Source organism: Nocardia sp. NPDC049935, assembly GCF_055586645.1.
In genome coordinates this window covers 69,695-96,397 of the sequence record NZ_JBVJHV010000002.1, presented here as the reverse complement: position 1 = coordinate 96,397, position 26,703 = coordinate 69,695, and the positions used below count along the sequence as shown (strand labels likewise).

Annotated in this window: 21 protein-coding genes; 14 read left to right on the top strand and 7 right to left on the bottom strand. The window is 68.2% G+C overall.

The window, feature by feature from the left end:
- Nucleotides 1-221 precede the first annotated feature (221 nt).
- Entirely contained in the window at nucleotides 222-1,148 is a 927-nt protein-coding gene (hemC, locus tag ACZ6SF_RS08690) for a hydroxymethylbilane synthase (protein ID WP_466061446.1), read from the top strand.
- Here the strand turns inward: hemC and ACZ6SF_RS08685 are convergent.
- Nucleotides 1,145-2,110, bottom strand: a complete 966-nt coding sequence (locus ACZ6SF_RS08685) for a helix-turn-helix transcriptional regulator (RefSeq protein ID WP_466061445.1) — start codon at nucleotides 2,108-2,110, stop codon at nucleotides 1,145-1,147. The genes hemC and ACZ6SF_RS08685 overlap by 4 nt on opposite strands.
- Nucleotides 2,111-2,240: 130 nt before the next feature.
- Here ACZ6SF_RS08685 and ACZ6SF_RS08680 point away from each other — a divergent pair, with 130 nt between their 5' ends.
- Complete coding sequence (locus ACZ6SF_RS08680) at nucleotides 2,241-2,636, top strand: RidA family protein (protein ID WP_466062224.1); 396 nt, start codon at nucleotides 2,241-2,243, stop codon at nucleotides 2,634-2,636.
- A gap of 47 nt (nucleotides 2,637-2,683) precedes the next feature.
- Here the strand turns inward: ACZ6SF_RS08680 and ACZ6SF_RS08675 are convergent, their stop codons facing one another.
- The 5 genes from ACZ6SF_RS08675 to ACZ6SF_RS08655 all read right to left on the bottom strand — a co-directional run bounded on the left by ACZ6SF_RS08675 (nucleotide 2,684) and on the right by ACZ6SF_RS08655 (nucleotide 8,986).
- Nucleotides 2,684-3,367, bottom strand: coding sequence for a hypothetical protein (locus ACZ6SF_RS08675; protein WP_466061444.1), 684 nt, complete (start codon nucleotides 3,365-3,367; stop codon nucleotides 2,684-2,686).
- A gap of 8 nt (nucleotides 3,368-3,375) precedes the next feature.
- Nucleotides 3,376-5,052 carry an ABC transporter family substrate-binding protein gene (locus ACZ6SF_RS08670; RefSeq protein ID WP_466061443.1) on the bottom strand — a complete coding sequence of 559 codons (1,677 nt, stop codon included), beginning with the start codon at nucleotides 5,050-5,052 and terminating at the stop codon, nucleotides 3,376-3,378.
- Nucleotides 5,053-5,095: 43 nt separating this feature from the next.
- Nucleotides 5,096-6,961 carry an ABC transporter ATP-binding protein gene (locus ACZ6SF_RS08665; protein WP_466062223.1) on the bottom strand — a complete coding sequence of 622 codons (1,866 nt, stop codon included), beginning with the start codon at nucleotides 6,959-6,961 and terminating at the stop codon, nucleotides 5,096-5,098.
- Between the two features lie 17 nt (nucleotides 6,962-6,978).
- Nucleotides 6,979-7,947: an ABC transporter permease gene (locus ACZ6SF_RS08660; protein ID WP_466062222.1), complete on the bottom strand. Its 969-nt coding sequence runs from the start codon at nucleotides 7,945-7,947 to the stop codon at nucleotides 6,979-6,981.
- 61 nt (nucleotides 7,948-8,008) lie between these two features.
- Nucleotides 8,009-8,986 carry an ABC transporter permease gene (locus ACZ6SF_RS08655; protein ID WP_466061442.1) on the bottom strand — a complete coding sequence of 326 codons (978 nt, stop codon included), beginning with the start codon at nucleotides 8,984-8,986 and terminating at the stop codon, nucleotides 8,009-8,011.
- A 125-nt stretch (nucleotides 8,987-9,111) separates the two neighbouring features.
- On the opposite strand from ACZ6SF_RS08655, the gene ACZ6SF_RS08650 reads away from it, so the two are divergent.
- Nucleotides 9,112-9,960: an HAD family hydrolase gene (locus ACZ6SF_RS08650; protein WP_466061441.1), complete on the top strand. Its 849-nt coding sequence runs from the start codon at nucleotides 9,112-9,114 to the stop codon at nucleotides 9,958-9,960.
- A gap of 66 nt (nucleotides 9,961-10,026) precedes the next feature.
- Here ACZ6SF_RS08650 and ACZ6SF_RS08645 read toward each other — a convergent pair whose 3' ends face one another.
- On the bottom strand, nucleotides 10,027-12,210 hold the full coding sequence (locus tag ACZ6SF_RS08645; RefSeq protein ID WP_466061440.1) for an N-acetylmuramoyl-L-alanine amidase: 2,184 nt from the start codon (nucleotides 12,208-12,210) through the stop codon (nucleotides 10,027-10,029).
- Nucleotides 12,211-12,675: 465 nt separating this feature from the next.
- On the opposite strand from ACZ6SF_RS08645, the gene ACZ6SF_RS08640 reads away from it, so the two are divergent.
- The 11 genes from ACZ6SF_RS08640 (at nucleotide 12,676) to ACZ6SF_RS08590 (ending at nucleotide 26,652) form a co-directional block, all read left to right on the top strand.
- Nucleotides 12,676-14,163, top strand: coding sequence for a SpoIID/LytB domain-containing protein (locus tag ACZ6SF_RS08640; protein WP_466061439.1), 1,488 nt, complete (start codon nucleotides 12,676-12,678; stop codon nucleotides 14,161-14,163).
- A gap of 89 nt (nucleotides 14,164-14,252) precedes the next feature.
- On the top strand, nucleotides 14,253-15,026 hold the full coding sequence (locus tag ACZ6SF_RS08635; protein WP_466061438.1) for a MerR family transcriptional regulator: 774 nt from the start codon (nucleotides 14,253-14,255) through the stop codon (nucleotides 15,024-15,026).
- 132 nt (nucleotides 15,027-15,158) lie between these two features.
- Nucleotides 15,159-15,830, top strand: coding sequence for a hypothetical protein (locus ACZ6SF_RS08630; protein ID WP_466061437.1), 672 nt, complete (start codon nucleotides 15,159-15,161; stop codon nucleotides 15,828-15,830).
- Between the two features lie 169 nt (nucleotides 15,831-15,999).
- Nucleotides 16,000-17,229, top strand: a complete 1,230-nt coding sequence (gene glf, locus ACZ6SF_RS08625) for a UDP-galactopyranose mutase (protein WP_466061436.1) — start codon at nucleotides 16,000-16,002, stop codon at nucleotides 17,227-17,229.
- Entirely contained in the window at nucleotides 17,226-19,160 is a 1,935-nt protein-coding gene (locus ACZ6SF_RS08620; RefSeq protein ID WP_466061435.1) for a glycosyltransferase, read from the top strand. The genes glf and ACZ6SF_RS08620 overlap by 4 nt, the downstream gene beginning before the upstream one ends.
- 5 nt (nucleotides 19,161-19,165) lie before the next feature.
- Entirely contained in the window at nucleotides 19,166-19,720 is a 555-nt protein-coding gene (locus ACZ6SF_RS08615; RefSeq protein WP_466062221.1) for a phosphatase PAP2 family protein, read from the top strand.
- 16 nt (nucleotides 19,721-19,736) lie between these two features.
- Nucleotides 19,737-20,663, top strand: a complete 927-nt coding sequence (locus tag ACZ6SF_RS08610; RefSeq protein WP_466061434.1) for a decaprenyl-phosphate phosphoribosyltransferase — start codon at nucleotides 19,737-19,739, stop codon at nucleotides 20,661-20,663.
- Nucleotides 20,641-22,605, top strand: a complete 1,965-nt coding sequence (locus ACZ6SF_RS08605; protein WP_466061433.1) for an arabinofuranosyltransferase AftB family protein — start codon at nucleotides 20,641-20,643, stop codon at nucleotides 22,603-22,605. The genes ACZ6SF_RS08610 and ACZ6SF_RS08605 overlap by 23 nt, the downstream gene beginning before the upstream one ends.
- Before the next feature lie 165 nt (nucleotides 22,606-22,770).
- Nucleotides 22,771-23,859, top strand: coding sequence for an alpha/beta hydrolase (locus ACZ6SF_RS08600; protein WP_466061432.1), 1,089 nt, complete (start codon nucleotides 22,771-22,773; stop codon nucleotides 23,857-23,859).
- A gap of 338 nt (nucleotides 23,860-24,197) precedes the next feature.
- Complete coding sequence (locus ACZ6SF_RS08595; RefSeq protein WP_466061431.1) at nucleotides 24,198-25,187, top strand: alpha/beta hydrolase; 990 nt, start codon at nucleotides 24,198-24,200, stop codon at nucleotides 25,185-25,187.
- A gap of 442 nt (nucleotides 25,188-25,629) precedes the next feature.
- A complete protein-coding gene (locus ACZ6SF_RS08590) occupies nucleotides 25,630-26,652 on the top strand; it encodes an alpha/beta hydrolase (protein ID WP_466061430.1) in 1,023 nt (340 codons plus the stop codon).
- The last annotated feature ends 51 nt before the right edge of the window (nucleotides 26,653-26,703 follow it).

Genomic DNA, 26,703 nt, shown 5'->3' with positions numbered 1-26,703 from the left:
CGTACGCTGCCTGAATCGGCCCGGATCGAGGTCTTGTAGCAGCGCGCAAAGAACTGGGTGACGGTCGCATTCTCGGCAGACGGTGGGGTCGGTAGTCGTTATTCCGATCACGACGCCGGCCGGGCCCAGGTGGTTCGGGCTGCTTCCGCTATTCCGTCGCCCCGGGTTGATCTATCCGCACCGCTCCGGGACGGGATATCCGGCGGCGGTAGAGTCTGCGCATGGCTTCGCGCATCATCCGGATCGCCACCCGCTCCAGCCCGATGGCGGTGGCTCAGGCCGAGCAGGTCGCTGCCGGTCTTGCCGGGTTCGGGGTGGACACCGAGCTGGTGAAGGTGACCTCCGCCGGTGACCGGTGGATGGGGGATCTGGCGCAGCTCGGGGGTAAGGGGGCTTTCGTCAAGGAGATCGACGACGCCCTGCTCGACGACCGGGCCGATCTCGCGGTGCACTGCCTCAAGGACATTCCCGGCGATATCCCGATTCCCGAAGGAATCGCGTTCGCCGGGTTCCCCGAACGTGACGATGTGCGCGACGCGATCATCACCAAGGACGGCCGCCCGCTGGCCGAACAGCCCGCCGGCACGGTGGTGGGAACCAGCTCGGTGCGCCGGGCCGCGCAGCTACGCCTGCACTATCCGAACCTCGAGATGAAACCGCTGCGCGGGAATATGAACACCCGGCTGCAGCGGCTGGAGGACGGGTACTGCGATGTGCTGATCGCCGCGGTATCCGGGATGTACCGGATCGGCCGGGAGGACCGGATCACCGAGATCCTGCCAGTGGACGTCATGTGCCCGCCGATCGGCGCGGGTGTGCTCACCCTCGCCTGCCGTGCCGGTGACGACGAGGTCCGTGAACTCGCGGGGCGACTGGACCACGCGGAGACCCGCAAGGTCGCCGACGCCGAACGCGCCATGCTGCACGCGCTGCAGGGGCACTGCAATTCGCCGATCGCCGGGGTGTGCGTGATCGAACCCACCGGGCGGCTTTCGCTGCGCGGCAAGGTCTTCGACCTCGAGGGTACGAAATGGCTGGACTCGCAGCACTGGGGTGTGCCGGAGGATCCGCAGGCGCTGGGCTTCTTCGTCGGCTCGGATCTGCTGCGGCAGGGTGCGCGCGCCATCATCGACTCGATCCCGCACTAGGCGTAGCGGGCGGCGATCGCGGCGGCGCGGTTGTGCAGGGCGGTGCGCAACGATTGCGGGGCAAGAGCTTCCGCGTCGGTGCCGAGCTGCCACAGCGCCCATTCCGCGTGTCTCGAATCCTGGAAGGTGACTTCGAGGTGCAGCAGGCCGTCGGCGCCGGATTCTTCGGTGAGTACGGCCAGTGCGGTGCCGGCCAGTTCGTCCCGGCGGGCCGGATTCATGCGCAGGAGCACGGTGACCTGATTGCCGCCGGTGCGGAAGCGCGTACTGCGTTCCTGCCAGATCCGATCCAGATCAACCGTATCCGGGCGCCGCGCGGGTTCGGGGAGTGCTTCGGCCTCCTGGATTCTGGAGAGGCGGTAGGTCCGGTCCGCGCCTGCCGCCGTGGCCAGTAGATAGCCCGAATCGCGGACGGTGACCAGACCGATCGGGTCCACCGTTCGCCATTTCGGCGGCTGATCCACCGCCGCGTAGTGGATGCGCAACTTGTGTCCGGCCAGTACCGCGCGCCGGACCTCGATCATGACGGCGGCCGGTATGTCCTCGGCGCGTTGCCGGCGCGCGAGCAGGTCGGTTTCCGGGTCGACGAGAAACCGCTGGGCCGCATCACTTGCCGCCGCCCGATGGTTCTCGGGTAGTGCGTCGACCAGCTTGCGCATGGCCGACGTGAGTGCGGAGCCCAGGCCGAAGACCTGGTCGCCCCGGCCCGACGCGGCGGTCACCAGGGCAAGGGCCTCATCGTGGTTCATGCCGTTGAGTTCGGTGCGGAAACCGGGCAGCAGCGCGAAACCGCCGTGCCGGCCCCGCTCGGCATAGACCGGGACACCGGCCGCGGACAGCGCGTCGATATCGCGCAACACGGTCCGGGTGGACACTTCCAGTTCGCGGGCGAGGGCGTCCGCCGACATCCGGCCGCGCTGCCGCAATAGCAGCACCAGCGAGATCAGCCGATCGGCACGCACCCGGAAATTCTACGGAATACCTGACACAGGGTGTCGTGATTTGCCGGGAGGCTCGGTCACGCGACGCCGCAGCGGCCGCCGTGCGGCCGGGCGGGCGCGACCCGACGAATCGGAAGGAACGGATATGACGATGGAACGAACGGCGGTGAACCCGGTGACCTGGTCGGCCGGGATGGGGTTCAACCAGGGAGAGGTGGTCTCCGGGCATACGCGGACGCTGTACATCTCGGGTCAGACCGCGATGAATTCCGACGGTGAGCCGCAGTACGACGGCGATATGGCCGCCCAGCTGGGGATGAGTGTGGACAATCTGGAGGCGGTGCTCGGCGCCGCCGGGATGTCGCTGGCGGATCTGGTCCGGCTCAACGTCTACACGACCGACGTCGATCTGCTCTTCGCGCACTACGGTGTGCTGGCGACGCGGCTCGGTGCGGCCGGGGTCGCGCCCACCACCACGATGCTGGGAGTGACGCGATTGGCCGTCCCCGGCCAGCTGGTGGAACTCGAGGGGACCGCGGTCGCGTGAGAAGACTGCTCACCTGCGCGGTATCCCCGATCACGGAAACCCGGTGGTCAGCTCGGATCCGAACCGCGGATCGCGGAGAGCCAGATGCCGGTGCCGGCCGCCACCACCGCGGCTCCGGCGAACGCGGCGGTGCCGCCACCCATCACGTACACCCACAGCAGTCCGACGAACGGCGCGGCGACCGCGGTCTGGGCGTCCAGCAGCAGCCGGCGGCCGATCCGGGCGGCCCCGGTGCCGCGGGAGATGATGTCGCGGCCGGCCCGGGTGGGGTTGTCCACCAGCCGTCCGGGGGGTTCGGTATCGCGTTCCCGGCCCGCCGGAAGCAGCCGGAGGACGGGAGCGTCCGAACCGGAGGGTTCGTCGCGGGTCTCGCGGACCACGATCCGCCCGTCGTCCAGGAAGGCCGTGCCCCCGGTGAACCCGACCAGTTCGGGCGTGAAATACACGGGGATCCAGCGGGTCCGTGTGCCGTCGCGGACCTCCAGCCACGACCTGCTGAGCAGCTGATACTCCTGCCGGACCCGGCGCACCGGTAGCGGACCCGGCTCGTCGGGACCGTGGCGCAGTAGGCCGGCCGCCACCGCGATCCGGTATCCGCTGTAGCCCACGATCCCGGCACCCACCACGACCAGCGCGCTGAGCTGGTCCGGATCGGCGAACGGCGCCCACGCGGTGAGTACCGCGAGGGCGCCGATCGTCACTCCGAGGGGATAGGCCAGGGCACGGCCCATCCCGGAACTCACTTCAGGAAACCGATTTTCGTGTAGTCCAGCGAGGCCAGCCCGGCGGCGCCGTAGTTGGCGAGGTTGTCACGGACGCCCACGTTGCCCGGCGACTGCAGCAGGGGAATCGAATGCCCCTCGGCCCAGACCGCCTGGTCGACCTGGTTGGCCAGGTCGATGGCCTTCTGCGGATCCAGTTCCGAGAGGGTCTCCTCGATGAGCTGGTTCAGTTCCGGGGAACCGATCCGGCCGTAGTTGCCCTGCAGATCGTCGGGGTACAGGCCCCAGATCTGCGGAATGCTGCTGAGCGGGAACGCGTCACCCTGCCAGCTCCACTGGGCCACATCGAAATCGCCGGGCTGGATCACATCGGTGAAGAACCCCGGGCCGGGTTTGGTCTCGATATTCAGCTTCACGCCGATCTTGCCGAGGTTCTGCTGGATGATCTGCGCGATCTGCACCCACGACTGATCGTTGTACATGATGTCGCGGATCTCGAGCCGGCGGCCGTCCTTCTCCCGCACATCGCCGTTGAGCTTCCAGCCGAGGGCGTCGAGTTCGCGGGCCGCGGCATCCGGATCGAAGGGCAGGCTGTTGTCCTGGTAGCCCTCCTGGCCTTCGACGAAGATGTGATTGTTCAGCGGTTTCGGGTCCTGCACCAGCCCGTTCTGGATGGCCTTGGCGATTCCGCCGCGGTCGATCGCCTTGATGATCGCCACCCGGACGCCCGGATCCTCCAGCAGGGAACCGGGTGCGCCGTTGAAGGTCAGGTGGTTCCAGTAGACGCTGGGGGCGCGCCGGATCGCCACACCCGCGGTGTTGCGGGCGGTCTGCATATCGTCGCGCGAGCCCAGCCCGACCGCGTCGATCTCGTTGTTGGCCAGCGCCGGCACCATGGCCTCGCTCGCCAGCTCACTGAAGGTGATGGTGTCGAGCTTGGGGGTGTCGCCCCACCATTTCGGGTTGCGGCCCAGTACCACCCGGCCCTGCGCGCGGTCGGCCGACTGGACCACGAACGGCCCGGCGGTCTTCCCGGCCGCGTTGCGCCAGCCCTCGTTGAACACCTCCGGCGTGCTGGTCGCCTCCTTGGGCAGCAGCATCGAGTTACCGGCGAACTGCCCGGCCCAGTCGGCGAAATGCTTGTTGAAGGTGATGATCGCCTGGCGGTCGTCGACCCCGCGTTCGACCTTCTCGACCCGGTCGAAGCCCATGGTGTTGCCCACCAGGAAGCGTTTGTCCCGGCCGCTGAGCGCGTTGGCCTGCGAGGAGATGTCCTCCCAGGTGATCGGGCTGCCGTCGGACCAGACGGCCTTCGGATTGATGGTGTAGGTGACCTGCTGCGGTTCGGTGCTGGTCAGTTCCACATTGGTGAAGTAGTTGGTGTCCACCGAGGTCTTACCGGCGGCGTCGGTGGTGAACGAGCGCGGCAGGGTGGGCCGGATGACACCCGCCGAACCGCCGTCGCTGTCCAGTTGCAGCGGGTTCCACTGTTCGGGGAACGACGACATCGCCAGCCGCAGATTGCCGCCGTCGCGCAGTTCGCTCACATCGCGCGGGTTGATGTCGTTGACGGTGCCCACCTGCGCGACCGCGCCTTCGGGCGCCCCGCCGTCGTTGGCGCCGCACCCGGCCGCGAGCAGGGCCACGGTGCACAGCGGCACCGCGAGTTTCCTCCCCACCGATCGAATCCTCATGGCCGATACTTCCTTCCTGCCGGTCGATCCCCGAACACCTCTGTCAACCCTCTACCACGGGCACGGGCACCGCATCGATCAGCGCGCGCGTGTATTCGTGGGCCGGATCGCCGAAGATCTGCTCCGCCGGGCCGGATTCGACGATCTTGCCGCGGTACATGACGGCGATATCGTGCGCCAGATTCCGCACCACCGACAGATCGTGGGAGACGAACAGATACGAGAGCCCGCGTTCGGCCTGCAACTCGCGCAACAGGTTCAGCACACCCGCCTGGATGGAGACGTCCAGCGACGATACGGGTTCGTCGAGCACCAGCAGTTCCGGGTCCAGGGCCAGGGCGCGGGCGACGCAGATGCGCTGTTTCTGGCCGCCGGAGAAATCGGCGGGGTAGCGGTCGGCGTGTTCGGGGCGCAGGCCCACCAGCCGCAACAGCTCCGGAACCCGCTGGTCGATCTCGGATTTCGGCCGCCCGGCGATGCGCAGCGGCTGGGCGATCACATCGGAGACCGGGAGCCGGGGATCCAGCGAGGCGGTGGGGTCCTGGAAGACGATCTGCAGTTTCCGGCGCAGGTCGCGGCGATCGGCGCGAGTGAGCGTCGCGGTATCGCGGCCCATCACCTCGATACTTCCTGCCTGCGGTTTCACCAGGTCGAGGATCTGGGTGAGGGTGGTGGACTTCCCCGATCCGGATTCGCCGACCAGCGCGAGGGTGCGTCCCGCTCTGATCTCGAAACTGATCCCGTCGACCGCGCGCACCTCACCTTTGTTACGGCGGAACAGGATTCCGGAGGTGATCGGGAAGGTCTTCACCAGATCGGTCACCTTCAGCACCGTGCGGGAATCGGCGTCCGGGGTGGGTTCTGGTTCGCCGATATCGCGCCGGTAGGCCTCGTACAGTGCGTCGGGGCCGACCTCGTCCGTGCGGATACACGCCGCGCTGTGGCCCGGGACCGCTTCGGTGAGTGGCGGTTCCGCGACCCGGCAGTCGTCGATCGCCACCGGGCAGCGGGGCGCGAAGGAACATCCGGGCGGCAGCGCGTGCATGGCCGGGGGAGCGCCGACGATCGGGATCAGGGGCGCCCGGGCGGGCCCGTCCATCCGGGGGATCGAGCCCAGCAGGCCCACGGTGTAGGGCATCCGCGGATTCCGGAAGATATTCGCGGTGCTCGCGGTCTCTACCACCCGGCCGGCGTACATCACCGCCACCCGGTCGGCGATGGTGGCGGCGATACCCATGTCGTGGGTGATCATGATGACGCCCGCGCCGGTGATATCGCGGGCCTTACGCAGCAGGTTCAGGATCTGCTTCTGCACCGTGACGTCGAGCGCGGTGGTCGGTTCGTCGCAGATGATGAGCGCCGGATCGTTGGCGATCGCCATGGCGATCACCACCCGCTGGCGCATGCCGCCGGAGAACTCGTGCGGAAACGCCTTGGCGCGCAGTTCCGGATCCGGGATACCCACCAGATCGAGCAGGTCCACGGCCCGTTTCGCCGCTTCGGATCTGCCCATCGTCCCGTGCGCGAGCAATGCCTCGGCGATCTGCTCGCCGACCCGGTACACCGGGGTGAGCGCCGAGAGCGGGTCCTGGAACACCATGCTCACCGAGCTGCCGCGCAGTTTCGACAGTTCCTTGTCGCCGAGACCGAGCAGTTCCCGGCCGCGCAATCGGATCGACCCGGATACCCGCGCCTGGTCGGGCAGCAGGCCCATTACCGCCAGCGAGGACACGGATTTGCCGGATCCGGATTCGCCGACGATCGCCAGCACCTCACCGTCGGCGACCGTGTAGTCCACGCCGCGCACGGCCTCTACGCGTCCTTCCTCGCTCGGGAAGGAAACCCGCAGATCGGAGACCTCGAGCAGGGGAGCGCCGCCGTGGCCGTCGGCGGTACCGGTCTTGTCCATGATCGTCGTCTCTCCGGTCATGCCCGCACCCGCCGGTTCTCCGCGTCCTGTGCTCGCTGCGCCCGGCGGGCTTTACGTGAGGGCCGGGAGCGCGCCCGCTCGGCGCTCGGGTCGAAGGCGTCGCGCAGGCCGTCGCCCACCAGATTCGCGCAGAGCACGGTGATGATCAGCAGTCCGCCCGCGAACAGGAACATCCACGGGTAGGTCATGGCGGAACTGGTGCCGTTGGCGATGAGCGTGCCCAGTGACACATCCGGTGGCTGGACACCGAAACCGAGGAAGCTGAGCCCGGTTTCGGCCATGATCGAGGCGCCGACCGTCAGTGTGGTGTCGATGATCAGGATCGAGGCGATATTCGGCACGATATGGGTCAGGATGATCTTGTGCGTCGGTGCGCCCATATAGCGGGCGGCCCGGACGAATTCGCGTTCCCGCAGGCTCATAGTGAGCCCGCGCACGATCCGCGCGCTGATCATCCAGCCGAATACGCTGAGCAGCACGATCAGCAGCAGAATCGACCCGCTGCCCTTGGTGCGCGGCGCGAACAGCGCCACGATGATGAAGCTCGGGACCACCAGCAGCAGATCGACCAGCCACATGATCGCGCGGTCGGTCCAGCCGCCCAGCAGCCCCGCCACCGCCCCGGCCAGCGCGGCCAGGGTGGTGGACGCCAGCGCCACACAGATGCCGATGATCAGCGATTTCTGCAGGCCGCGCAGGGTCTGGGCGAGAACGTCCTGGCCGATCTCGTTGGTACCGAACGGATGCTGCGGGCTGGGCGGCTGCAGCAGCGCGGTGTAATCCAGTTCCTGATAGTCGTAGGGGAGCAGCGGCGGTAAGGCGAACGCGGCGACGAACAGCAGGATCAGCACCGCCGCGCCGACCAGCGAGGGCCGGTTGCGCAGGAAGCGGCGCAGCACCAGCTTGCGGCGTCCGGTGGCGGCCGGTTCCGGCGCGCCCTGGACCAGGATCTCGGTTTCGTTGATACTCACGCTGCGCCCCTGGTGGATTCGCGGGGATTACGGTGGTCGCCGCCGGCCGCCGGGCTCATGAGACCCGCACCCGCGGGTCGAGGACCGCGTACACGACATCGGAGAGCAGGCCCGATACCAGCACCACCAGACCCGCGAACGCCGTCACCGTGGCGACCACGTAGATATCCTGCGCGTTGATGGAATCCACCAGCCATTCGCCCACACCGTGCCAGCCGAAGATCTTCTCGGTGAAGGTGGCGCCGGTGATCAATCCGCCGAGGCTGTAGGCGAAGAGGGTGGCCATCGGGATGAGCGCGGTGCGCAGGCCGTGTTTGTACAGGGCCCGGTTCCGGGTGAGGCCCTTGGCTCGGGCGGTGCGGATGAAATCGCTCTGCAGTACATCGAGCATGGCATTGCGCTGGTAGCGGCTGTATCCCGCCATACCGCCGAGCGCGAGCGTGAGCGTCGGCAGCACCAGATGCTGGAGCCGGTCGAGCAGTTGGGGCCCGAAACCCTCGATATGGCCGGCCGACGTCTCGCCGGTGTAGAGGAAGATCTGCTGCCCGGTCATCGAGTTGATCTCCAGTGCACCGTATTTCAGCAGCGTGGCCAGCAGGAACACCGGAGTGGACAGAATGAGCAGCGAGACGATCGTCGTGAAATAGTCGCTGAATCTGTATTGGCGGATCGCGCCCGCCGCACCGATCAGCACCCCGAGGACCGTGCCGATCACCGAGCCGATGATCAGCAGCCGCAGACTCACCGCCACCCGGCGGCCCAATTCCTCACTGACCGGCTGGCCGGTGAGGGTTTCGCCGAAGTCGCCGTGCACCACCCCTTTCATCCAGGTCAGGTAGCGCTGCGGAATCGGCTCGTCCAGATGTAGTTCCTCGGCCTTGGCGTCGATCACCGACTGCGGCGGCCGCGGATTGCGCTGTTCCAGGCTGTCCAGCGGCCGGAAGGTCAGTGACGCGAGGCTGAAGGTGAGAAAGGACGCCAAGAGCAGCAGCACGACGTAGTTGAGCGCGCGTCGTAGCAGAAAGCCGGCCATCGTTCCCCTCGCGATCAGGTGTAGCCCCTGATCATAGGGAGCAAGCCCGCCACATGCGCGACGGACGGCACGCTGCGTGTTCGCGATACCGGGCGCGTTCGGGCGGCCCCGGCCGACACAGCAGAATGGGGCAGGTGACCGCGACGCTGCAGACCCGACCGAAGCTGGTGGCCTCCGATGTGGACGGCACCCTGATCGACCCCTACGAGCGGGTCACGGCGCGGACGAAAGCCGTGGTCGAGGCGCTGGTCGCCGACGGTGTGCCGTTCGTCCTGGCCACCGGACGCCCGCCGCGCTGGATCGCGCCGGTGGTCGCGGGGCTGGGTTTCGCGCCGCTGTGCGTCTGCGGGAACGGCGCGGTGCTCTACGACGCCGACGCCGACCGGGTGCTGGCCACCACCGCCCTCGACGTGCCGACGCTGGCCTGGCTCGCCGACCTCGCCGAGAAGGTGCTGCCGGGCTGCGGACTGGCCGCCGAACGGGTCGGCGCCACCGCCCACGATGCCGCCACCCCGCAATTCGTGAGCTCCCCGACCTACGAGCACGCCTGGCTGAACCCCGACGACACCGCGGTCGCGCGCGACGAGGTCATCGACAGCCCGGCCATCAAAATGCTCATCCGCCTGCCCGGCGCGAGCAGCGGCGAGATGGCGAGCACGCTCGCCGGGCATATCGGCGACCGGGCCGATATCACCTACTCCACCGATCACGGCCTCGTCGAGATCTCTGCGCCCGGGGTCACCAAGGCCCGCGGCCTGCGCACCATCGGCGACCGGCTGGGTATCGACCCCGCCGGGATGATCGCCTTCGGTGATATGCCCAACGACATCCCGATGCTGCGCATGGTGGGACTGGGGGTGGCGATGGGCCACGCCCACCCGGACGCGCTCGCGGCCGCCGACGAGGTGACCGGTACGAACTCCGAGGACGGGGTGGCGCAGGTGCTGGAGCGGTGGTGGGGGCCCGGTTCGTGATCCGCGGCCGGACAGCACTGTGCCGAACCACCGCGGCGGTTCGGCACAGGTCGTAGGCGGGCGGACTCAGGCAGCGGGTGCCGGTAGCGAAGGGTCCGGTGCCGGGGCGGCGGGGTCCGGTTCGGCGCCGGGTGGGGTGACCGGCATATCGATGGGCGCCGGACCCTGGCCCGGCACCTGCGCGGGGGCCGCCGGTTGCGGGGCGGGAGCCCCCGCCGGCACCCCGGCCTGCGGGGGTATCGCCGACGGATCCCCCGAGGTCGCGATCTGCGGATTCGCCTGCGGGTCCACGGCGGCCGGCCCGGGCTCGGCGGCCGGCGCGGGACCGGGCATATCGACCGGAGCCGGGCCCGGAGCCGTGTCCTGCGGTACCGGCGCCTGCCCCTGGGCCCCGGGTTGTCCGGGCGCGGCCAGGGGGACCGGGTTCACCGCCTGGGGCGGGGGCGCCGGGCCGGTGTTCCCGTTCTGCACCTGATCCTGGTGGTTGTCGTTGTAGGTCTTCCACAGCGTGCTCACCACATCGGTGACCTGGTTCAGGATCAGGGAGCCGTGCTGGAAATCGGTGCGCATTCCCTCGGGAACCTCGTAGGGGTTGCTCAGCGGCAGGCCGAGCGCGCCCGCGTCGGCGCCCATTTCCAGGAAGCGGTCCAGGATCTTGCCCACCACCTCGTAGGCCTGGCCGTCCGGAGCGGTGTAGACGTTCCCGTTGACGAATTCCGCGTACTGCTGGCCCTGCGCGGCGGGCCGGGGCTCGGACGCGGCCTGGCCGAGCGGTCCGTCTGGACCGCCCTTGGAGACCCAGTACTTGGCGATGAGATTGTCGCCCACCATGTTCAGCAGCCGCGAGGTGAGATCGGCCAGCGCGGCGAGGTCGGACCTGCTCGCCTGGCTGCGCGGGGCGCCGCCGGTGCCCCCGGCCTCGCCGGCCGCGATCGTGCGGATGCGGTCCATCTGGGAGTAGGCGGCGTCGCCGGGGCAGCTGGTGTTGCCGACATCGCGATGGGCGAAGACCACCGGCAGTTTCACCTCCGCGCCCTGCGGATACGGGGTGAACTCGGTGCCCTCGGAGTACATCGTGGTGGTGCCCTTGGGGTCGAGCCCCGCGGTGCGCGCCCGCCAGCCGATGAATTTGCCGATCGCCTCGATGGACTCGTTGGTGGGCTGTTCGACCTGGTAGTCGCCCATGATCGCGACGCCGGAGGTGTTCTCGTTGAATCCGCCCGCGTGGGCGCCCTGGACGGTCCGGTTGAGGCCGCCGTACCGGCCCTCGAATATCTGCCCGTACTTGTCGACCAGGGCGTTGTAGCCCATATCGCACCACCCCAGCGTCTGCGAGTGGTAGGCGTAGATCGCGCGGACGATCCCGGCCGATTCCGCCTTGCTGTAGTCGTTGCGGCCCGCGGTGTGGTGCACGGTGATCCCGCCGAGCCCGTCGTCGTAGGTGGGTTCCTGGCAGCGGATGGATTCGTCGGCGCCCCACTGATTGCGGGCGATCACCCGGGGCCCGCCGTCGGGCAGGGCGGCGGCGATGTTCTCGAGGTGGTCGTCGACCGCCCCGCGCCCGGGATCGATGAGGACGGCAGTGAGATCGGGCGGCGGCTGCGGTGTGCCCGCGGCGGCGGGGGTGCGCAGGCCACCCGGGGCCGGGGACTGCTGCGGTTTACGGGTGACCAGCACCTGCACGGCGGTGGTGTTGCCGACATAGATCGGATCGGTGCCCGCGGGGCTGCCGTTCGGCACACCGTCGGCGCCGTCGATCGGGCTGGCCTCGTACCACTGACCCCAGCCGCCGTCGGGCTGTTTGGCGCGGACCATCACGGTGGTGTCGGCGAGTTCGGGGGCGGTCAGCGCGACCATGCTGAACGGCTGTTCGCGCGTCAGCTCCTTGACCTGCGCGCCGACGGCGTTCATGAATTCCGGGGGAATGATGCCCGGGGTGAGGGCGGGGGTGTCGGCGGCGGGGGTGCCGCCGGGCGCCTCGGTGACGAAACCGAGGCCGGGCGCGCGGCCGGGAACCTGCCGGCCGGGCACCGGATCGCCGGGGGTGGCGCCGGGCAGGCCGAGCGACTGCAGATCGGAGAGGCGCAGGTCGGGCAGGTCGAGACCGGTGAGTTCACCGAGCGGCAGCACGATATCGGGGGCGCTCTTCAGCGCCAGCTCGCTGAGCTGGGGTGGGACGGCGGTGAGTTCCACCTCGTCGGCGGATTTGTCGTGTCCGGTGACGGTGGGTACCAGGAGCGGGCCCGCCACCGCTACTAGCGCGACAACCGGCAGTACACAGGAACGCTTCGGTTTGCGGTGGGGCACGAGCGTCTCCAATCAGGGTTGAAACCGGTGATCGGTGAGCAAGTCATGCTTGCGTACTCGAGTCTCACAGACCACACTAGCCACATCCGTCACAAATCTAAACCTGTGGTTGAGGCTTACCTGGTCGCTCGAATGTAGCTCCCGGATCGTGGCCGGTCGAAACGACATGCCGACGTCGTGCCGAGGCAAAACGTCCGGGCAAACGATGGGAGTGCTCGGATGCGATACCGAAAACGCACAGCACGGCCGAAAGTTCCGCCGAGACTGGGGAATCCGCTGGTAGTGCCCGGTCTGACCCAATCGATGAGAGGTCGCCGGATCCGGCCCGGCCCACTGATGGTCTGCGGCGCCACCGCGTTGGTCATCGGTGGCTCGTTGCTCACGCCCACCGCTGGCGAGGTATACCGGATGATTGCCGAGGCGGGTCCGGGGCACGGCCGGGGGCTCAGTCAGCACGGCGCGTCGCAGAGCGCGCGCGACGGTCAGAATGTCGATCAGATCCTGGCCCACTACTACCCGGGCGCCGAGATCGGCACCATCGGCCCCGCGTCGGTATCGGTCCGGCTGCAGGGCCGCGACGGGCAGGAGCCGGTCGTGTTCTCCGACGCCGGCGCCCGCGTGGCCGGGCAACTGGTGGGCGCGGGGGAGGCAGTCCGGCTGATTCCCCAGCCCGACGGCAGCGCGCACGCGGTGGTCACCGCGGGCTGCGACGGCGCGGTGCTCTGGGAGACCCCGGTCCAGGATCCCTGGGTCTATCCGGTCGACCCGAACCCCGGTCGTCCGGCGAACGAGCATCTGACCCTGTGCGGCGGCGGCGCGTACCGCGGCTCGCTCGGAGCGGCCCTCGAGGACGGCCAGGCCCGCACGGTCAACCGGGTCGAGGTGCAGGACTACCTGCTCGGTGTGGTCCCGGCGGAGATGCCGGCCGACTGGGAGCCCGCCGCGCTGGCGGCGCAGGCCGTCGCGGCGCGTTCCTACGCCCTGGCCGAGAGCCGCTGGCCCTACGCCCAGACCTGCGATACCACCGACTGCCAGGTCTACACCGGAACCGAGCAGGAGGATCCGCGGACCACGGCCGCCGTGGAATCGACGGCCGGCCGGGTACTGCTGCGGGACGGCCGGATCCTGCGCGCGGAGTATTCCGCGGCTCCCGACGGCGGCAGTCCCGCAGATATCCAGACCTTCGCGGTCGGCCCGACACCCGGCGAACTCACCGTGGTGACCCCGCCCCCGGCCGCGCCCCCCGCGAATCCCGATCGCGCGGCGAGCCTGCCGGACGGTTCCTCACCCGGACTGCCCGCCGACGCGGTGCCGCCGCCGGGCGGCGGACCGGTCCCGCGGACCCCGGAAGGATCGCTGCCGGTATCGCCCGGCGGTGCGGTGCCCGGTGTCGCGCCCGGTGCGACGCCCTCGCCGATCGATACCGCCTACGCGGAGATGGGCGGCGCGCACAGCGCGGTGGGTCTGCCCGTCACTCCCGAATTGCCGCTGCCCGACGATGCCGGTCGCTACCGGCTGTTCGAGAACGGCGTCATCATCTACACCCCCGCTCTCGGTGCGCAGGTGGTCGATTTCACCACCCTGATGCAGCTGGTACCGGGTGTGGAGCAGGGATCCGGTAGCGCGGAGCCGGAGGCGACCGATCCCGGCACCGCGCCGGAGGCGACCGATCCCGGTACGGAATCGGGTAGTTCGGGTCTCGGGGCGGGCGAGGGGACTCCCGCCGCGACCGCCCCCGCCCGGGTGCCGGCGGGCCGTGCCGAATCCGGTGGTGTTCCGGCGGGTCCCGGGCCCACGAGTCCGGGTGTGCTCGACGGCGACCGTCCGGCGGCGGTTCCCGGTACACCGCCCATCCGGGTGGATATGGAGACGACCCGGGTCTTCTCGGGTCCGTAGCGGCGGGATCGCGCCTCTCGGCTTGACCTTTACGTAGCGTCAACTCGCACCCTGAAGACATCGACGCGATACGGAAGAGGTGAGCGGGCGTGACGGCGGGATCCCGCGCGGGTGAATGGTCGATCCAGGACCTGGCGAAAGCGGCCGGCACCACCAGCCGCACCCTGCGCCACTACGGCGAGATGGGGCTGCTGCCGCCCAGCCGGATCGGGATCAACGGCTACCGGTACTACGACGAGACCTCGCTGGTACGCCTGCAGCGCATTCTGCTGCTGCGGGAACTCGGGGTGGGTCTGCCCGTGATCGGGCGGATCCTCTCCGGGGAGAGCGACGCGGCCACCGCGTTGCGCGCGCAACTGGAACTGCTCCGGCAGGAGCGGGACCGGATCGGCCGCCGTATCGAGTCGGTGCACACCACATTGGGCAAGTTGGAAAGGGGTGAACGACTCGTGGCGGCGGAAGTCTTCGAGGAATTCGACCATACGCAGTACAAGGACGAGGTGTCCGAACGGTGGGGCGCCGATGCCTATCAGAGCGGCGACCGGTGGTGGCGTTCATTGAGCACCGCGGAAAAACGCGCGTTCCAGCAGGCGCAGCTCGATATCGCGCGAGATTTCGGGCGGGCCCACCGGGAAGGGCTGCCGCCCGGTGCCCCGGAGGTCCAGGCGATCACCGCCCGGCACTACGAATGGGTCACCGGCGGCTGGCAGGGCCGCCGGCCCGGCGCGCATTATTTCGCCGGTCTCGGTGAAATGTATGTTGCCGATGAGCGTTTCGGTGCGAATTACGACGTGCACGGTAAGGGCACGGCGGAATTCGTCCGGGATGCCATGCGGATCTACGCCGACAACAATCTCGAATAGACAGGCGTGGTGAAACACCGGCGTCCGTTCCCGAATGCGGGTGCGGACGTTGGTGTTTCACATTGTCCGGGATCAGCGGGGGTCACCGGGGCGCGGTACAGTGCCCCGAAACTGTGACGAGGGGGAGGTCCCATGAGTTATCCGTATGGTCAGCCGCCGCAGCAGCCGGGGTATCCGGCGCCGTATCCGGCTCCCGCCCACCACGCGCCGCCCGGGTATCCGCAACCGGCCTATCCGGGGCCCGGCTATCCGGCGCCGACGGGATATCAGGTCGCGCCCAGCGGCGGCACCGGGATCACCGCCGGAATCCTGGCCCTGCTGGGCGGGGTCGCGAGCGCGCTCAGCGCGGTCGGCATGTTCATCCTCGCGGCCGCGACTTCCGATAGTTCGCTGACCAGCGGTGCGGCGCTGGCTACCGGTGCCCGCCGGCGCAGCTCGAGTTCGAGTTCCAGCAGCAGCGGGCCCGATGTCGATCTCGACTTCGATCTCGAGGGCATCGGTGTGGTGCTGGGGATCGCCTACAGCGTGCTGGCGCTGCTGCTCCTGATCGGCGGCATCCTGCTGCTGCGCCGCAGCAATACCGGACGCGTGCTGGTCATCGTCGGCTGCGTCGCATCGATCGTGCTGACGGTCGCGGTGATCGCCTCGCTGTCGACCGGCGGCTTCAGTGTGTTCTCGGCGCCGCTGTTCGCCGTGCTCACCCTGGTACTGGCCGCCATCGCCCCCACCAAGCGGTGGATCGACGCGGCGCGCACGCCCGCCGTGGCCGGCGCCTACGGCGCCGCGCCGTACGGCTACCGCTGACCCTTCCGGTCCGCATCGGACACCCCGTCGCCGCCGGGGCCGGTACCCACCGGCCCCGGCGGACCTGTTTCCCGGTCACCACGCCCCGGCGGCTCGTCCCACCAGGAGTTACCCCGCCCCGGTCGATCCCGACTGGCGCCGGGAATCGCTTCCGATACGCTGGGCACCCGTGACCGCCGCATCGTCTCCGGGTAACTCAGATAACACCGCACAGTTCGACTTGATCATCGTCGGCTCCGGCTTCTTCGGGCTGACCATCGCCGAGCGCAGCGCGAACCTACTGGGCAAGAGAGTTCTCGTGCTGGACCGCCGTCCGCATATCGGCGGTAACGCCTATTCGGAGCCCGAACCGGAAACCGGTATCGAGATCCACAAATATGGCGCGCATCTGTTCCACACCTCGAACAAGCGGGTGTGGGACTACGTCACGCAGTTCACCGAGTTCACCGGTTATCAGCACCGCGTTTTCGCCCTGCACAAAGGCCAGGCATATCAGTTCCCGATGGGTCTGGGCCTGGTCTCGCAATTCTTCGGCCGGTATTTCACCCCTGAGGAAGCGCGCGCCCTGATCGCCGATCAGGCGTCCGAGATCGAGACCTCCGACGCGCAGAACCTCGAGGAAAAGGCCATCTCGCTGATCGGCCGGCCGCTCTACGAGGCGTTCGTCCGCGACTACACCGCCAAGCAGTGGCAGACCGACCCCAAGGAACTGCCCGCGGGCAATATCACCCGCCTGCCGGTCCGCTATACCTTCGACAACCGCTACTTCAACGACACCTACGAGGGCCTGCCCAAAGAGGGGTACACGAAGTGGCTGGAAAACATGGCCGCGAGCGAGCTGATCGAGGTCCGGGTGGACACCGACTGGTTCGACGTCCGCGAGGAGCTGCGCGCGCAGAACCCGGACGCCCCGGTCGTCTACACCGGCCCGCTCGACCGCTACTTCGACTATTCCGAGGGTGAGCTGGGCTGGCGCACCATCGACTTCGAGACCGAGGTTCTGCCCATCGGTGATTTCCAGGGCACGTCGGTGATGAACTACAACGACGCCGATCCGGCCTACACCCGGATCATCGAGCCGCGGCATTTCCATCCGGAACGCGACTACCCGACGGATAAAACGGTCATCATGCGCGAGTACTCGCGTTTCGCCCAGACCGGCGACGAACCGTACTATCCGATCAACACCCCCGAGGATCGAGCCAAACTCACCGCGTATCGCGCGTTGGCCAAACAGGAGACCACCGGATCCAAGGTCCTGTTCGGCGGCCGTCTCGGTACCTACCAGTATCTGGACATGCATATGGCCATCGCGAGCGCGCTGAACATGTTCGACAATGTGCTGCGCCCGCATCTGGAAACGGGTGCGCCGCTGGCCGAGGAGAACAACGACGTATGACCTCTGCATCACTGGCGCACAGTGCGTCCACCACCCGAGCCGCCTCGCTGTTGCAGCGGGTGATCCTGCCCCGCCCGGGTGAACCGCTCGATGTGCGCACCCTCTATCTGGAGGAGTCGGACACCAACGCACGCCGCGCGCACGCCACCACCCGCACCTCGCTGTCGGTGGGCGCGGAGTCCGAGGTGTCGTTCTGCACCTACTTCAACGCGCTGCCGGCCAGCTACTGGCGGCGCTGGAGCATCCTCGATTCCGTGGTGCTGCGGCTGGAACTCGCCGGGCACGGCCGGGTGGATCTGTACCGCTCCAAGGCCGACGGGTCGCGGATCCACGTCCAGGGGCGCGAGTTCGCGGTCGCCTCCGGCGCCGAGACGGTGTTCGTCGAGATGGAGGCCGATTTCGGCCCGTTCGAGGACGGCGGCTGGCTCTGGTTCGACATCACCACCGATACCGCGGTGACGCTGGTCGCCGGTGGCTGGTACGCGCCGGTCGAGGCGCCCGGCGCGGGCCGGATCGCGGTCGGGATGCCGACCTTCAACCGTCCCACCGACGCGGTGACCACGCTGAAGGCGCTCGGCGCCGATCCGCTGGTGCTCGCGCAGATCGACGCGGTGATCATCCCCGACCAGGGCACCCGCAAGGTCGTCGACGAACCCGGGTTCGACGAGGCCGCCGCGGTGCTCGGCGACCGGCTCGCCATCCACGACCAGCCCAATCTCGGCGGGTCCGGCGGCTACAGCCGGGTGATGTACGAGGCGCTGAAAACCACCAGCGCCGAGTTCATCGTCTACATGGACGACGATATCGAGATCGAACCCGATTCGATCCTGCGCGCCCTGGCCTTCGCCCGCTTCGCGAAATCCCCGGTGCTGGTCGGCGGGCAGATGCTCAACCTGCAGGAACGCTCGCATCTGCATGTGATGGGCGAGGTCGTCGACCGCAATATCTTCATGTGGTCGGCGGCGCCGAACGTCGAATACGACCACGATTTCTCCAAGTACCCGCTGCTCGACCGGGACAACTCGAAACTGCTGCACCGGCGGATCGATACCGATTTCAACGGCTGGTGGACGTGTGTGATCCCCCGGCAGGTCGCCGAGGAGCTGGGTCAGCCGCTGCCGCTGTTCCTGAAATGGGACGATGTCGAATACGGCCTGCGCGCCCGCGAAGCGGGTTATCCCACGGTCACCCTGCCCGGCGCGGCGGTCTGGCATATGGCGTGGAGCGACAAGGACGACGCCATCGACTGGCAGGCGTACTTCCACCTGCGCAACCGCCTGGTGGTCGCCGCGCTGCACCAGCCGGGTAACGGCCGGGCCATGGTCGCCAACACCGTCAAGGCCACGCTCAAGCATCTGCTCTGCCTGGAGTACTCGACGGTCGCCATCCAGAACCTCGCGATCAAGGATTTCCTGGCCGGCCCGCAGCGGCTGTTCGAACTGCTGCCGAGCGCACTGGGCGCAGTCCACGAGCTGCGCAAACAGTATCCGGACGCGGTGATCCTGCCGTCTTCGACCGCACTGCCGCTGGCGAGCGGGATCGGCGTCGGCGCGGTCGGTGAGCCCGCCAACCCGCTGGCCAAGATCGTCCGGCTCGGCAAGGGCCTGCTGCACAACCTGCGGCCCGCCCACACCGAACACCACGACCGGCCGCAGCTCAACGTCCCGACGCTGGACGCGCGCTGGTTCCTGCTCTCGCAGGTCGACGGGGTCACCGTCACCACCGCGGACGGGCGCGGCGTGGTGTACCGCAAACGCGATCCGCGGCAGGCCTACGGGCTGCTGCGGGAGGCGCTGCGGCTGCGCAAGGAACTCGCCGACCGGCTCCCGGAGATGCGCCGGAAGTACCGCGCGGCGCATGCCGAACTCACCGGCGCCGCCGCGTGGGAGAAGGTCTTCGGTATCGACAGCGACGGGGAGAACCGCCGGTGAACGCGATGAACCCGAGCCTGCAGGATGCCGGCGCCGCGCGCAGCGGCGGTCCGGAGGTCGCGATCATCGCAGCCGTCCAGGGCGCTATCGCGACCCCGGCGGTGATCTCCGCGGCCCGCGGGATGTCGCATTTCGGTGAGCACGCGCTCGGCTGGATGGCGATCGCCGCCGTCGGCGCCCTGACCGACAAACCCCGCCGGCGGCAGTGGGCCGGGGTGGCGGTCGGCGCGGTCGGCGCCCACGCGGCGTCCATCGTGATCAAGCGCATCGTCCGGCGGCCCCGCCCGCACGCGCCGTCGGTGCAGGTCAACGTTTCGACGCCGAGCAAACTGAGCTTCCCTTCCTCGCACGCGACGTCCACAACCGCGGCGGCGGTGCTGCTCGGAAAATTGACCGGGCTACCCTTGCCTGCGGTGCTCGTACCGCCGATGTTGCTGTCCAGGGTCGTTCTCGGGGTCCACTACCCCTCCGATGTGCTCGCGGGTTCCGCACTCGGCGCCGCGTCCGCCGCTGCCCTGCTCGCCGCCGAAAAGAGACTCGACAGTGACCGCACAAGATGAAAAGGCGCTGCCCCTTATGAGTGAAGAGCCGACCGGCGCGGATCTGGCCGACGCCGAGAGGAAGGGGCCGCCCAAGTCGCTGGTATCGGGCCTGGTCAAGGCGGTCCGGCCCCGGCAGTGGGTGAAGAACGTCCTCGTACTGGCCGCGCCGATGGCCGCCGGTTCGGTGATCGAACTCGATGTGCTCGGCAATGTCGCCATCGCGTTCGTGGTGTTCTGCATGGCGGCCTCGGGCATCTACCTGGTCAACGACGCGATGGATGTCGAGGCGGACCGGGCCCATCCGACCAAGCGGTTCCGCCCGATCGCGGCCGGCGTGGTGCCGGTGAATCTGGCCTTCGCGCTCGCGGCGGTCCTGCTGCTCGGCGCGATCGGGCTGTCGTTCCTGGCGGCCTGGCAGCTCGCGGTGACCATCGGGGTGTACATCGGTGTGCAGCTGGCCTACTGCTTCGGGCTCAAGCACCAGGTGGTCCTCGACATCTGCATCGTGTCCTCGGGCTTCCTGCTGCGCGCCATCGCCGGCGGTGTGGCCGCCGGAATCCCGCTGTCCCAGTGGTTCCTGCTGATCATGGCCTTCGGATCGCTGTTCATGGCGGCCGGAAAGCGCTACGCCGAGCTACAACTCGCGCTGGCCACCGGAGCCAAGATTCGCAAATCGCTGGAGTACTACACCCCCACCTATCTACGATTCGCCTGGAGCCTCGCCGCTACCGCGGTTGTGGTCTTCTACGGACTGTGGGCCTTCGAACAGGGCGCCGCCAAAGACACCGAATGGTTCGTCATCTCGATGATCCCGTTCACCATCGCGATTCTGCGCTACGCGGTGGAGGTCGACGGCGGTAAAGCCGGTGAACCGGAAGAGATCGCTCTCGGAGACCGCGTCCTGCAGTTGCTGGCCATAGCGTGGATCGGAGCGGTAGGTGTCGCTGTCTATCTCTTCTGACGAGATTGCGGTAGCGGAAACACAACACGTCGACGAGCCGGCTGCCTCCGAGCAGTCGCGCTCGTCGCCGCGTTCCGCGCGGATCTCGCGTGGAGTCTTCGCCGGTGGAATCGTGGTCACCGTCGCCCTGTTCGCCTTCGGCGGCTGGCAGCGGCGCTGGATCGCCGACGACGGCCTCATCGTGCTCCGGACGGTGCGCAACCTGCTCGCCGGAAACGGCCCGGTGTTCAATCCGGGTGAGCGGGTGGAAACCAACACCAGTACGGCATGGACCTATGTCGTCTGGTTCTTCAGCTGGGTGACCCAGGCCCGGCTCGAATACGTCGTACTGGGAATCGCGCTGACGCTCTCGTTGCTCGCGCTGCTGTTCGCCATGCTGGGCACCGGCAAACTGTGGGGCCCGGCGTCGTCGTCGCTGTTGATCCCGGCCGGCGCGCTGGCCTATATCGCGGTTCCCCCGGCCCGCGACTATGTGACCTCCGGTCTGGAGAACTGCCTGGTCATCTGCTGGATCGCGCTGCTGTGGCTGCTGCTGATCCGCTGGAGCCAGGCGGCCCGGCCCGGGGTCGCGGGTGTGCTCGTACTCGGCTTTCTCGCCGGTCTGGCCCCGCTCGTCCGGCCCGAGATGGCCGTGGTCGGCGGCCTCGCGCTCCTGCTGATCTTCTTCGCCCCGATGCCCGAATCCCGGTTGCGTCCCTGGCTGCTGCGACTGCTGCTGGTGGCGGTGGCCGGTGCGGTGCCGCTGTGCTATCAGGTCTGGCGGATGGGCTACTACGGTCTGCCGTACCCGAACACCGCGGTCGCCAAGGACGCCGGCGGCGCCAAATGGGGCCAGGGCCTGACCTACCTCTGGGATCTGGCCGGCCCGTACTACCTGTATGTACCGCTGGCCGTGCTGCTGGTGGCCGGAGTGGTGGTGGCGCGTACGTACCGCCCGCGACCGGTCACCGATCCGGATGCCGACGACCGTCCCGCCGCCGGCCGGGTCCAGCGGTTGCGCCTCCGGCTGCGTTCGCCCGCGGCGGTGGTGACGCTGGTGCTCGCCGCCGCGGTGATCCTCACCGTGTACGCGCTGCGCGTGGGCGGCGATTTCATGCACGGCCGGATGCTGCTGCCGCAGCTGTTCCTGTTCCTGCTGCCGGTGGCGGTGATCCCGTTGCGGCTGCCGGAAGGCGGCCTGCGGTCGCTGTCGCGCCGGGAGGTCCCCGCGTTCGCGATCGTCGTGATCGCACTGGTCGCGACCCTGGCCTGGGCGTTGCTGGCCTCGGGCACCACCGCGATCAAGACCGGGACCACGATCAACAAGTCCGGCATCGTGGACGAGCGGATCTATTACGTCCTCAACACCGGTCACGATCACCCGATCCGCGCCGAGGACTACCTCGACTACGCCCGGATGCGGCCCATGGTGGAGGGAATCGAGAACACTCCGGACGGCGGCCTGCTGCTGAACTCGCCCTCCTTCATGTTCTGGTACATCGCGCCGCCGCCCATGCCCATCCCGCCGGAGGGCGCCGGGCATACGGTCTACTTCCTCAATCTCGGTATGACCAGCATGAACGTCCCGCTGGACGTGCGGGTCATCGATCCGATGGGCCTGGCCTTCCCGCTGGCCGCGCATACCGAGCGGCTCACCGACGGCCGGATCGGGCACGACAAGAACCTGTATCCGGACTGGGTGATCGTGGAGACCGGCATGGTCGACCGCAAACCGTGGCTGCCCTGGTACATGGACGAGGACTGGGTCGCGCAGGCGCATATCGCGATGTCGTGCCCGGACACCCAGGCGCTGATGCTCTCCTACAAGGGCCCGCTCACCTTCGACCGGTTCAAGCACAATCTGCGGCACGCGTTCGATTTCGCCTCCTACCGGCTCGACCGTGTGCCGAAGTATGAGATTCAGCGCTGTGGTCTGGTGGATCCCATAACTCCGCCTCGCTGATCTGCGCATTTCTCGAGGGCTTCCCGTCACCGGGAACGCATTACGCGTTTCCGGGTGGGCGGGCGCTACCGGCTCGGGTTAAGGTGCTGGCGTCCGGACCCGGCCGACCGGGTGCGGAAGTCGAACGCGCGGCCGCAGATGCCGCACGACGGAGGGCGGGATCCAATGCGAGGTGTGAACGGCCGCGGTAATACGACCGGACATCCGGGCGGGCGTCTGCGCGGCTGGCTGAAGCGAACAGCGCTGCTGTCGCTGGCGTTCGTACTACCCCTGGGCTTCTCGGTGGCCGGACCGGGGGCGCCCGCCTCCGCGCGTTTCGACCCCAGCGGGTTCGATTTCTGGGTCGATTCCGAGATGGGACCGATCAAATCGCGGATCTTCCGCGCCGCGGACGGCAACACCGCCCGGGTGGTCTACGCCCTGGACGGTATGCGCGCGCGCAACGATCTGAGCGGCTGGGAGATCGATACCGATGTGGCCGCCGAACTGACCAAATGGAATATCAACGTCGTCATGCCGGTCGGCGGCCGATCGAGTTTCTACGCGGATTGGAACGCGCCGAGTAATTTCTTCGGGCTCGGGAGTTCCGGCAGCGCGGGGGAACTCACCGGTTCGGCCGGTGATTCGGGTTCGGGCCTGGCCTCCGGATCGGCCGCGGGCCCGGGTCTGTCGACCACCTACAAATGGGAGACCTTCCTCTCCCGTGATCTGCGCTGGGCGCTGCGCGACCGGCTCGGGTTCAACCCCAACGGCAACGGCGTGTTCGGCCTGTCGATGGGCGGTAGCGCCGCGCTCACCCTGGCCGCCTACCACCCCGATCAGTTCCGCTACGCGGCTTCCTATTCCGGATACCTGAACGTCTCCGCGCCGGGTATGCGGGAAGCGCTGCGGGTGGCGATGCTCGACGCCGGCGGTTTCAATATCGACGCGATGGCGCCGCCGTGGAGCCCGCAATGGCTGCGGATGGACCCGTTCGTCTTCGCCCCGCTGTTGCGCAACAACAACACCCGGATGTGGATCTCGGCCGGCAGCGGACTGCCCGCGGCCGCCGACGGCCTGGACTTCAACACCGTCAACGCCATGGGCCTCGAGGCGCTCGCGCTGGCCAACACCAGGGCGTTCCAGGTGCGGATGGGCGCGCTCGGCGCGGGCAACGTCACCTACGACTTCCCGGCCGTCGGCGTGCACAACTGGCGCTACTGGTCCACCGAGGTGTACCGGATGATCCCGGATCTGTCGGCCAATATCGGCTGAGCCGTGCGGGCGTTCGGCGCCCGATGTTGCGAGGACGTTGCCGTGCCCCTGGAAATCGGGGCACGGCAACGGGCGTATATACCCGCCTTTCCAGTTTGGTGTGACCTACACCACTTCGTGGCAACGAGGGCGTACATTTGGTCGATTGATATACCAGGAGCACGCATCAGGTAACGGCCTGCGCCTCGGCGGAGCGCCGAGGTCTATGTATCCGAGATGGGGCCGGTAGCGTAGCTCGTGATTTGCTGTCCGGCTGTCCAGGCGAAAGGTCTAGTCGAATGCGAAGTGCGCGTAGGCCCGGATCGGCGTGGCGCCATCGATGGGCGCGGCGATGGGCGATGGGGTTGGCCGTGGCGCTGCTGGCCCCTCTCGCGGTGGGGCTCACGGATGAGGCGCCCGAGGTCCGGGCGGCGCCGAACCCGGCGGGATTCGATTTCTGGGTCAACTCTCCCGAGATGGGCCCGATCCGGTCGCGGGTCTTCCGCGCCAAGGACGGCAACACCGCCCGCGTGGTCTACGCGCTGGACGGTATGCGCGCCCCGGAGACGCACAGCGGCTGGGAGATGGATACCAATGTCGCCAACGCGCTCACCGATTGGAATATCAACGTCGTCATGCCGGTCGGCGGTATGTCCAGCTTCTACGCGGACTGGAACGCGCCGAGTTCGTTCTTCGGCCTCCCGCCCACCGGATCGTCCTCCGGGTCCGGGGCGCTCAACACCATCTCCGAAGGGCCCGGCAAGAGCTACCGCTACGCCTGGGAGACCTTCATCAACCAGCACCTGCGGTGGGCGCTGCGCGATCAGCTCGGATTCAACCCGAACCGCAACGGCGTGTTCGGCCTGTCGATGGGCGGCAGCGGCGCGCTCACCCTGGCCGCCTACCACCCCGACCAGTTCAGTTTCGCGGGCTCCTACTCCGGATACCTGAACATCTCCGCGCCCGGTATGCGGGAGGCCATCCGGGTCGGCATGATCGACGCCGGCGGCTACAACGTCGACTCCATGGCGCCGCCGTGGAGTCCGAGCTGGCTGCGCATGGATCCGTTCGTATTCGCTCCGCTGTTGCGCGACCACAACACCAGGTTGTGGATCTCGGCCGGCAGCGCCCTGCCCGGCGCGGCCGACGGCTTCAACGGCAACACCGTCAACGGGATGGCGCTGGAAGCGCTCGCCCTGGCCAATACCCGTTCCTTCCAGGTGCGGATGATGACACTGGGCGCGAACAATGTCGTCTACTCGTTCCCCGCGACCGGTATTCACTCCTGGACGTATTGGGAGGCCGAAGTGTTGCGGATGCTCCCGGATTTGTCGGCGAATATCGGATAACGGCAGTTGTGCCGGTCTCCGCGCGGAGACCGGCACAACGACAGCAGTGTGCCCGCCACCCAGGACGCGTCCTGGGTGGCGGGCACACTGCTGTCGATAGGAATTCGACGAGGGTTCGTATTCCGTTACACAAGCCTGGTCGGAAGCGGATTTCGATAACGACCGAATATCGCGGCCCGCCGCGACATCAAGGCTTCGGCAAGGTATCGTCACGGGGCGATCACAGCGTTCTCGCGGCGGATTTCGGCCATCCGATCAGCACGGCCTTGCCTAGGCTCGATGAGGTCGAATATGGTCCAGCGAGCACATCTGTGACCAGATCGTTGTAGCGCTGTCGGCCATGGGTTGGTCGGGACCGGCCGCCGGCGCCCGAGGAGAAACGGGGTGTTGTCCGCGCAGCGGTGGCGAACAACACCACAACAGCAGAAAGAGAGCAGAATTCATGCGTTTCGGCAGGGCAGCCGGCCCGAAGAGAAGTACGGGGTCGCGGTCACCTCGCGGTTGGCGTAACCGGATTCTGGCAATCGGTGCCGCGGTGCTGGCGCTTCCGGTGGCCGCGGGTATCGCGGCCCCGACCGCGGCCGTGGCCGCGCCGGTGGCGTCGCCCGTGCAGCGCGGTGCCTTCGAGGAACTGATGGTTCCGTCGAGCATGGGCCCGATCAAGGTGCAGGTCCAGTGGGCGGCGCGCGGCGGCAACGCCGGGCTCTACCTGCTCGACGGTCTGCGGGCCCGCGAGGATCGCAACGCCTGGTCGTTCGAGACCAACGCGCTCCAGCAGTTCGGCAACGACAACATCTCGCTGATCATGCCGGTCGGCGGGCAGTCGAGCTTCTACGCCGACTGGTACTCGCCGAGCAACACCAACGGCCAGAAGTTCACCTACAAGTGGGAAACCTTCCTCACCAGGGAACTCCCGGCCTTCCTCGAGGGTTACGGCGTCTCGCGGACCAACAACGCGATCGCGGGTCTGTCCATGGGTGGTAGCGCCGCGCTGGCGCTGGCCGCCTACCACCGCGATCAGTTCCGGTCGGCCGCGGCCTACTCCGGCTACCTGAACATCTCGGCGCCGGGTATGCGCGAGGCGATCCGTATCGCCATGCTCGACGCGGGTCGCTTCAACGTCGACTCGATGGCCGCCCCGTGGAGCCCGCAGTGGCTGCGGATGGACCCGTTCGTGTTCGCCCCGCAGCTCAAGGGTCTGCCGATGTACATCTCGGCGGCCAGCGGCCTGCCGGGCCCGTACGACAAGCCGGCTTCCGCGATCGGCGCGTTCAACACCGGTAACGCCATGGCTCTGGAGGCCCTGTCGCTGGTGAACACCCGTGCCTTCCAGGCGCGGCTGAAGTCGCTGGGCATCAACGCCTACTTCGACTTCCCGAACGTGGGCACCCACTCCTGGAAGTACTGGGAAGGCCAGCTCTTCGCGTCGCGCAAGATGTTCCTGGACTCGACCAACGGCTGGTGATCGACGGCATGCCGTGAGGTTGCCGCTGAACCTGTAGCTGTCGCGAACGGC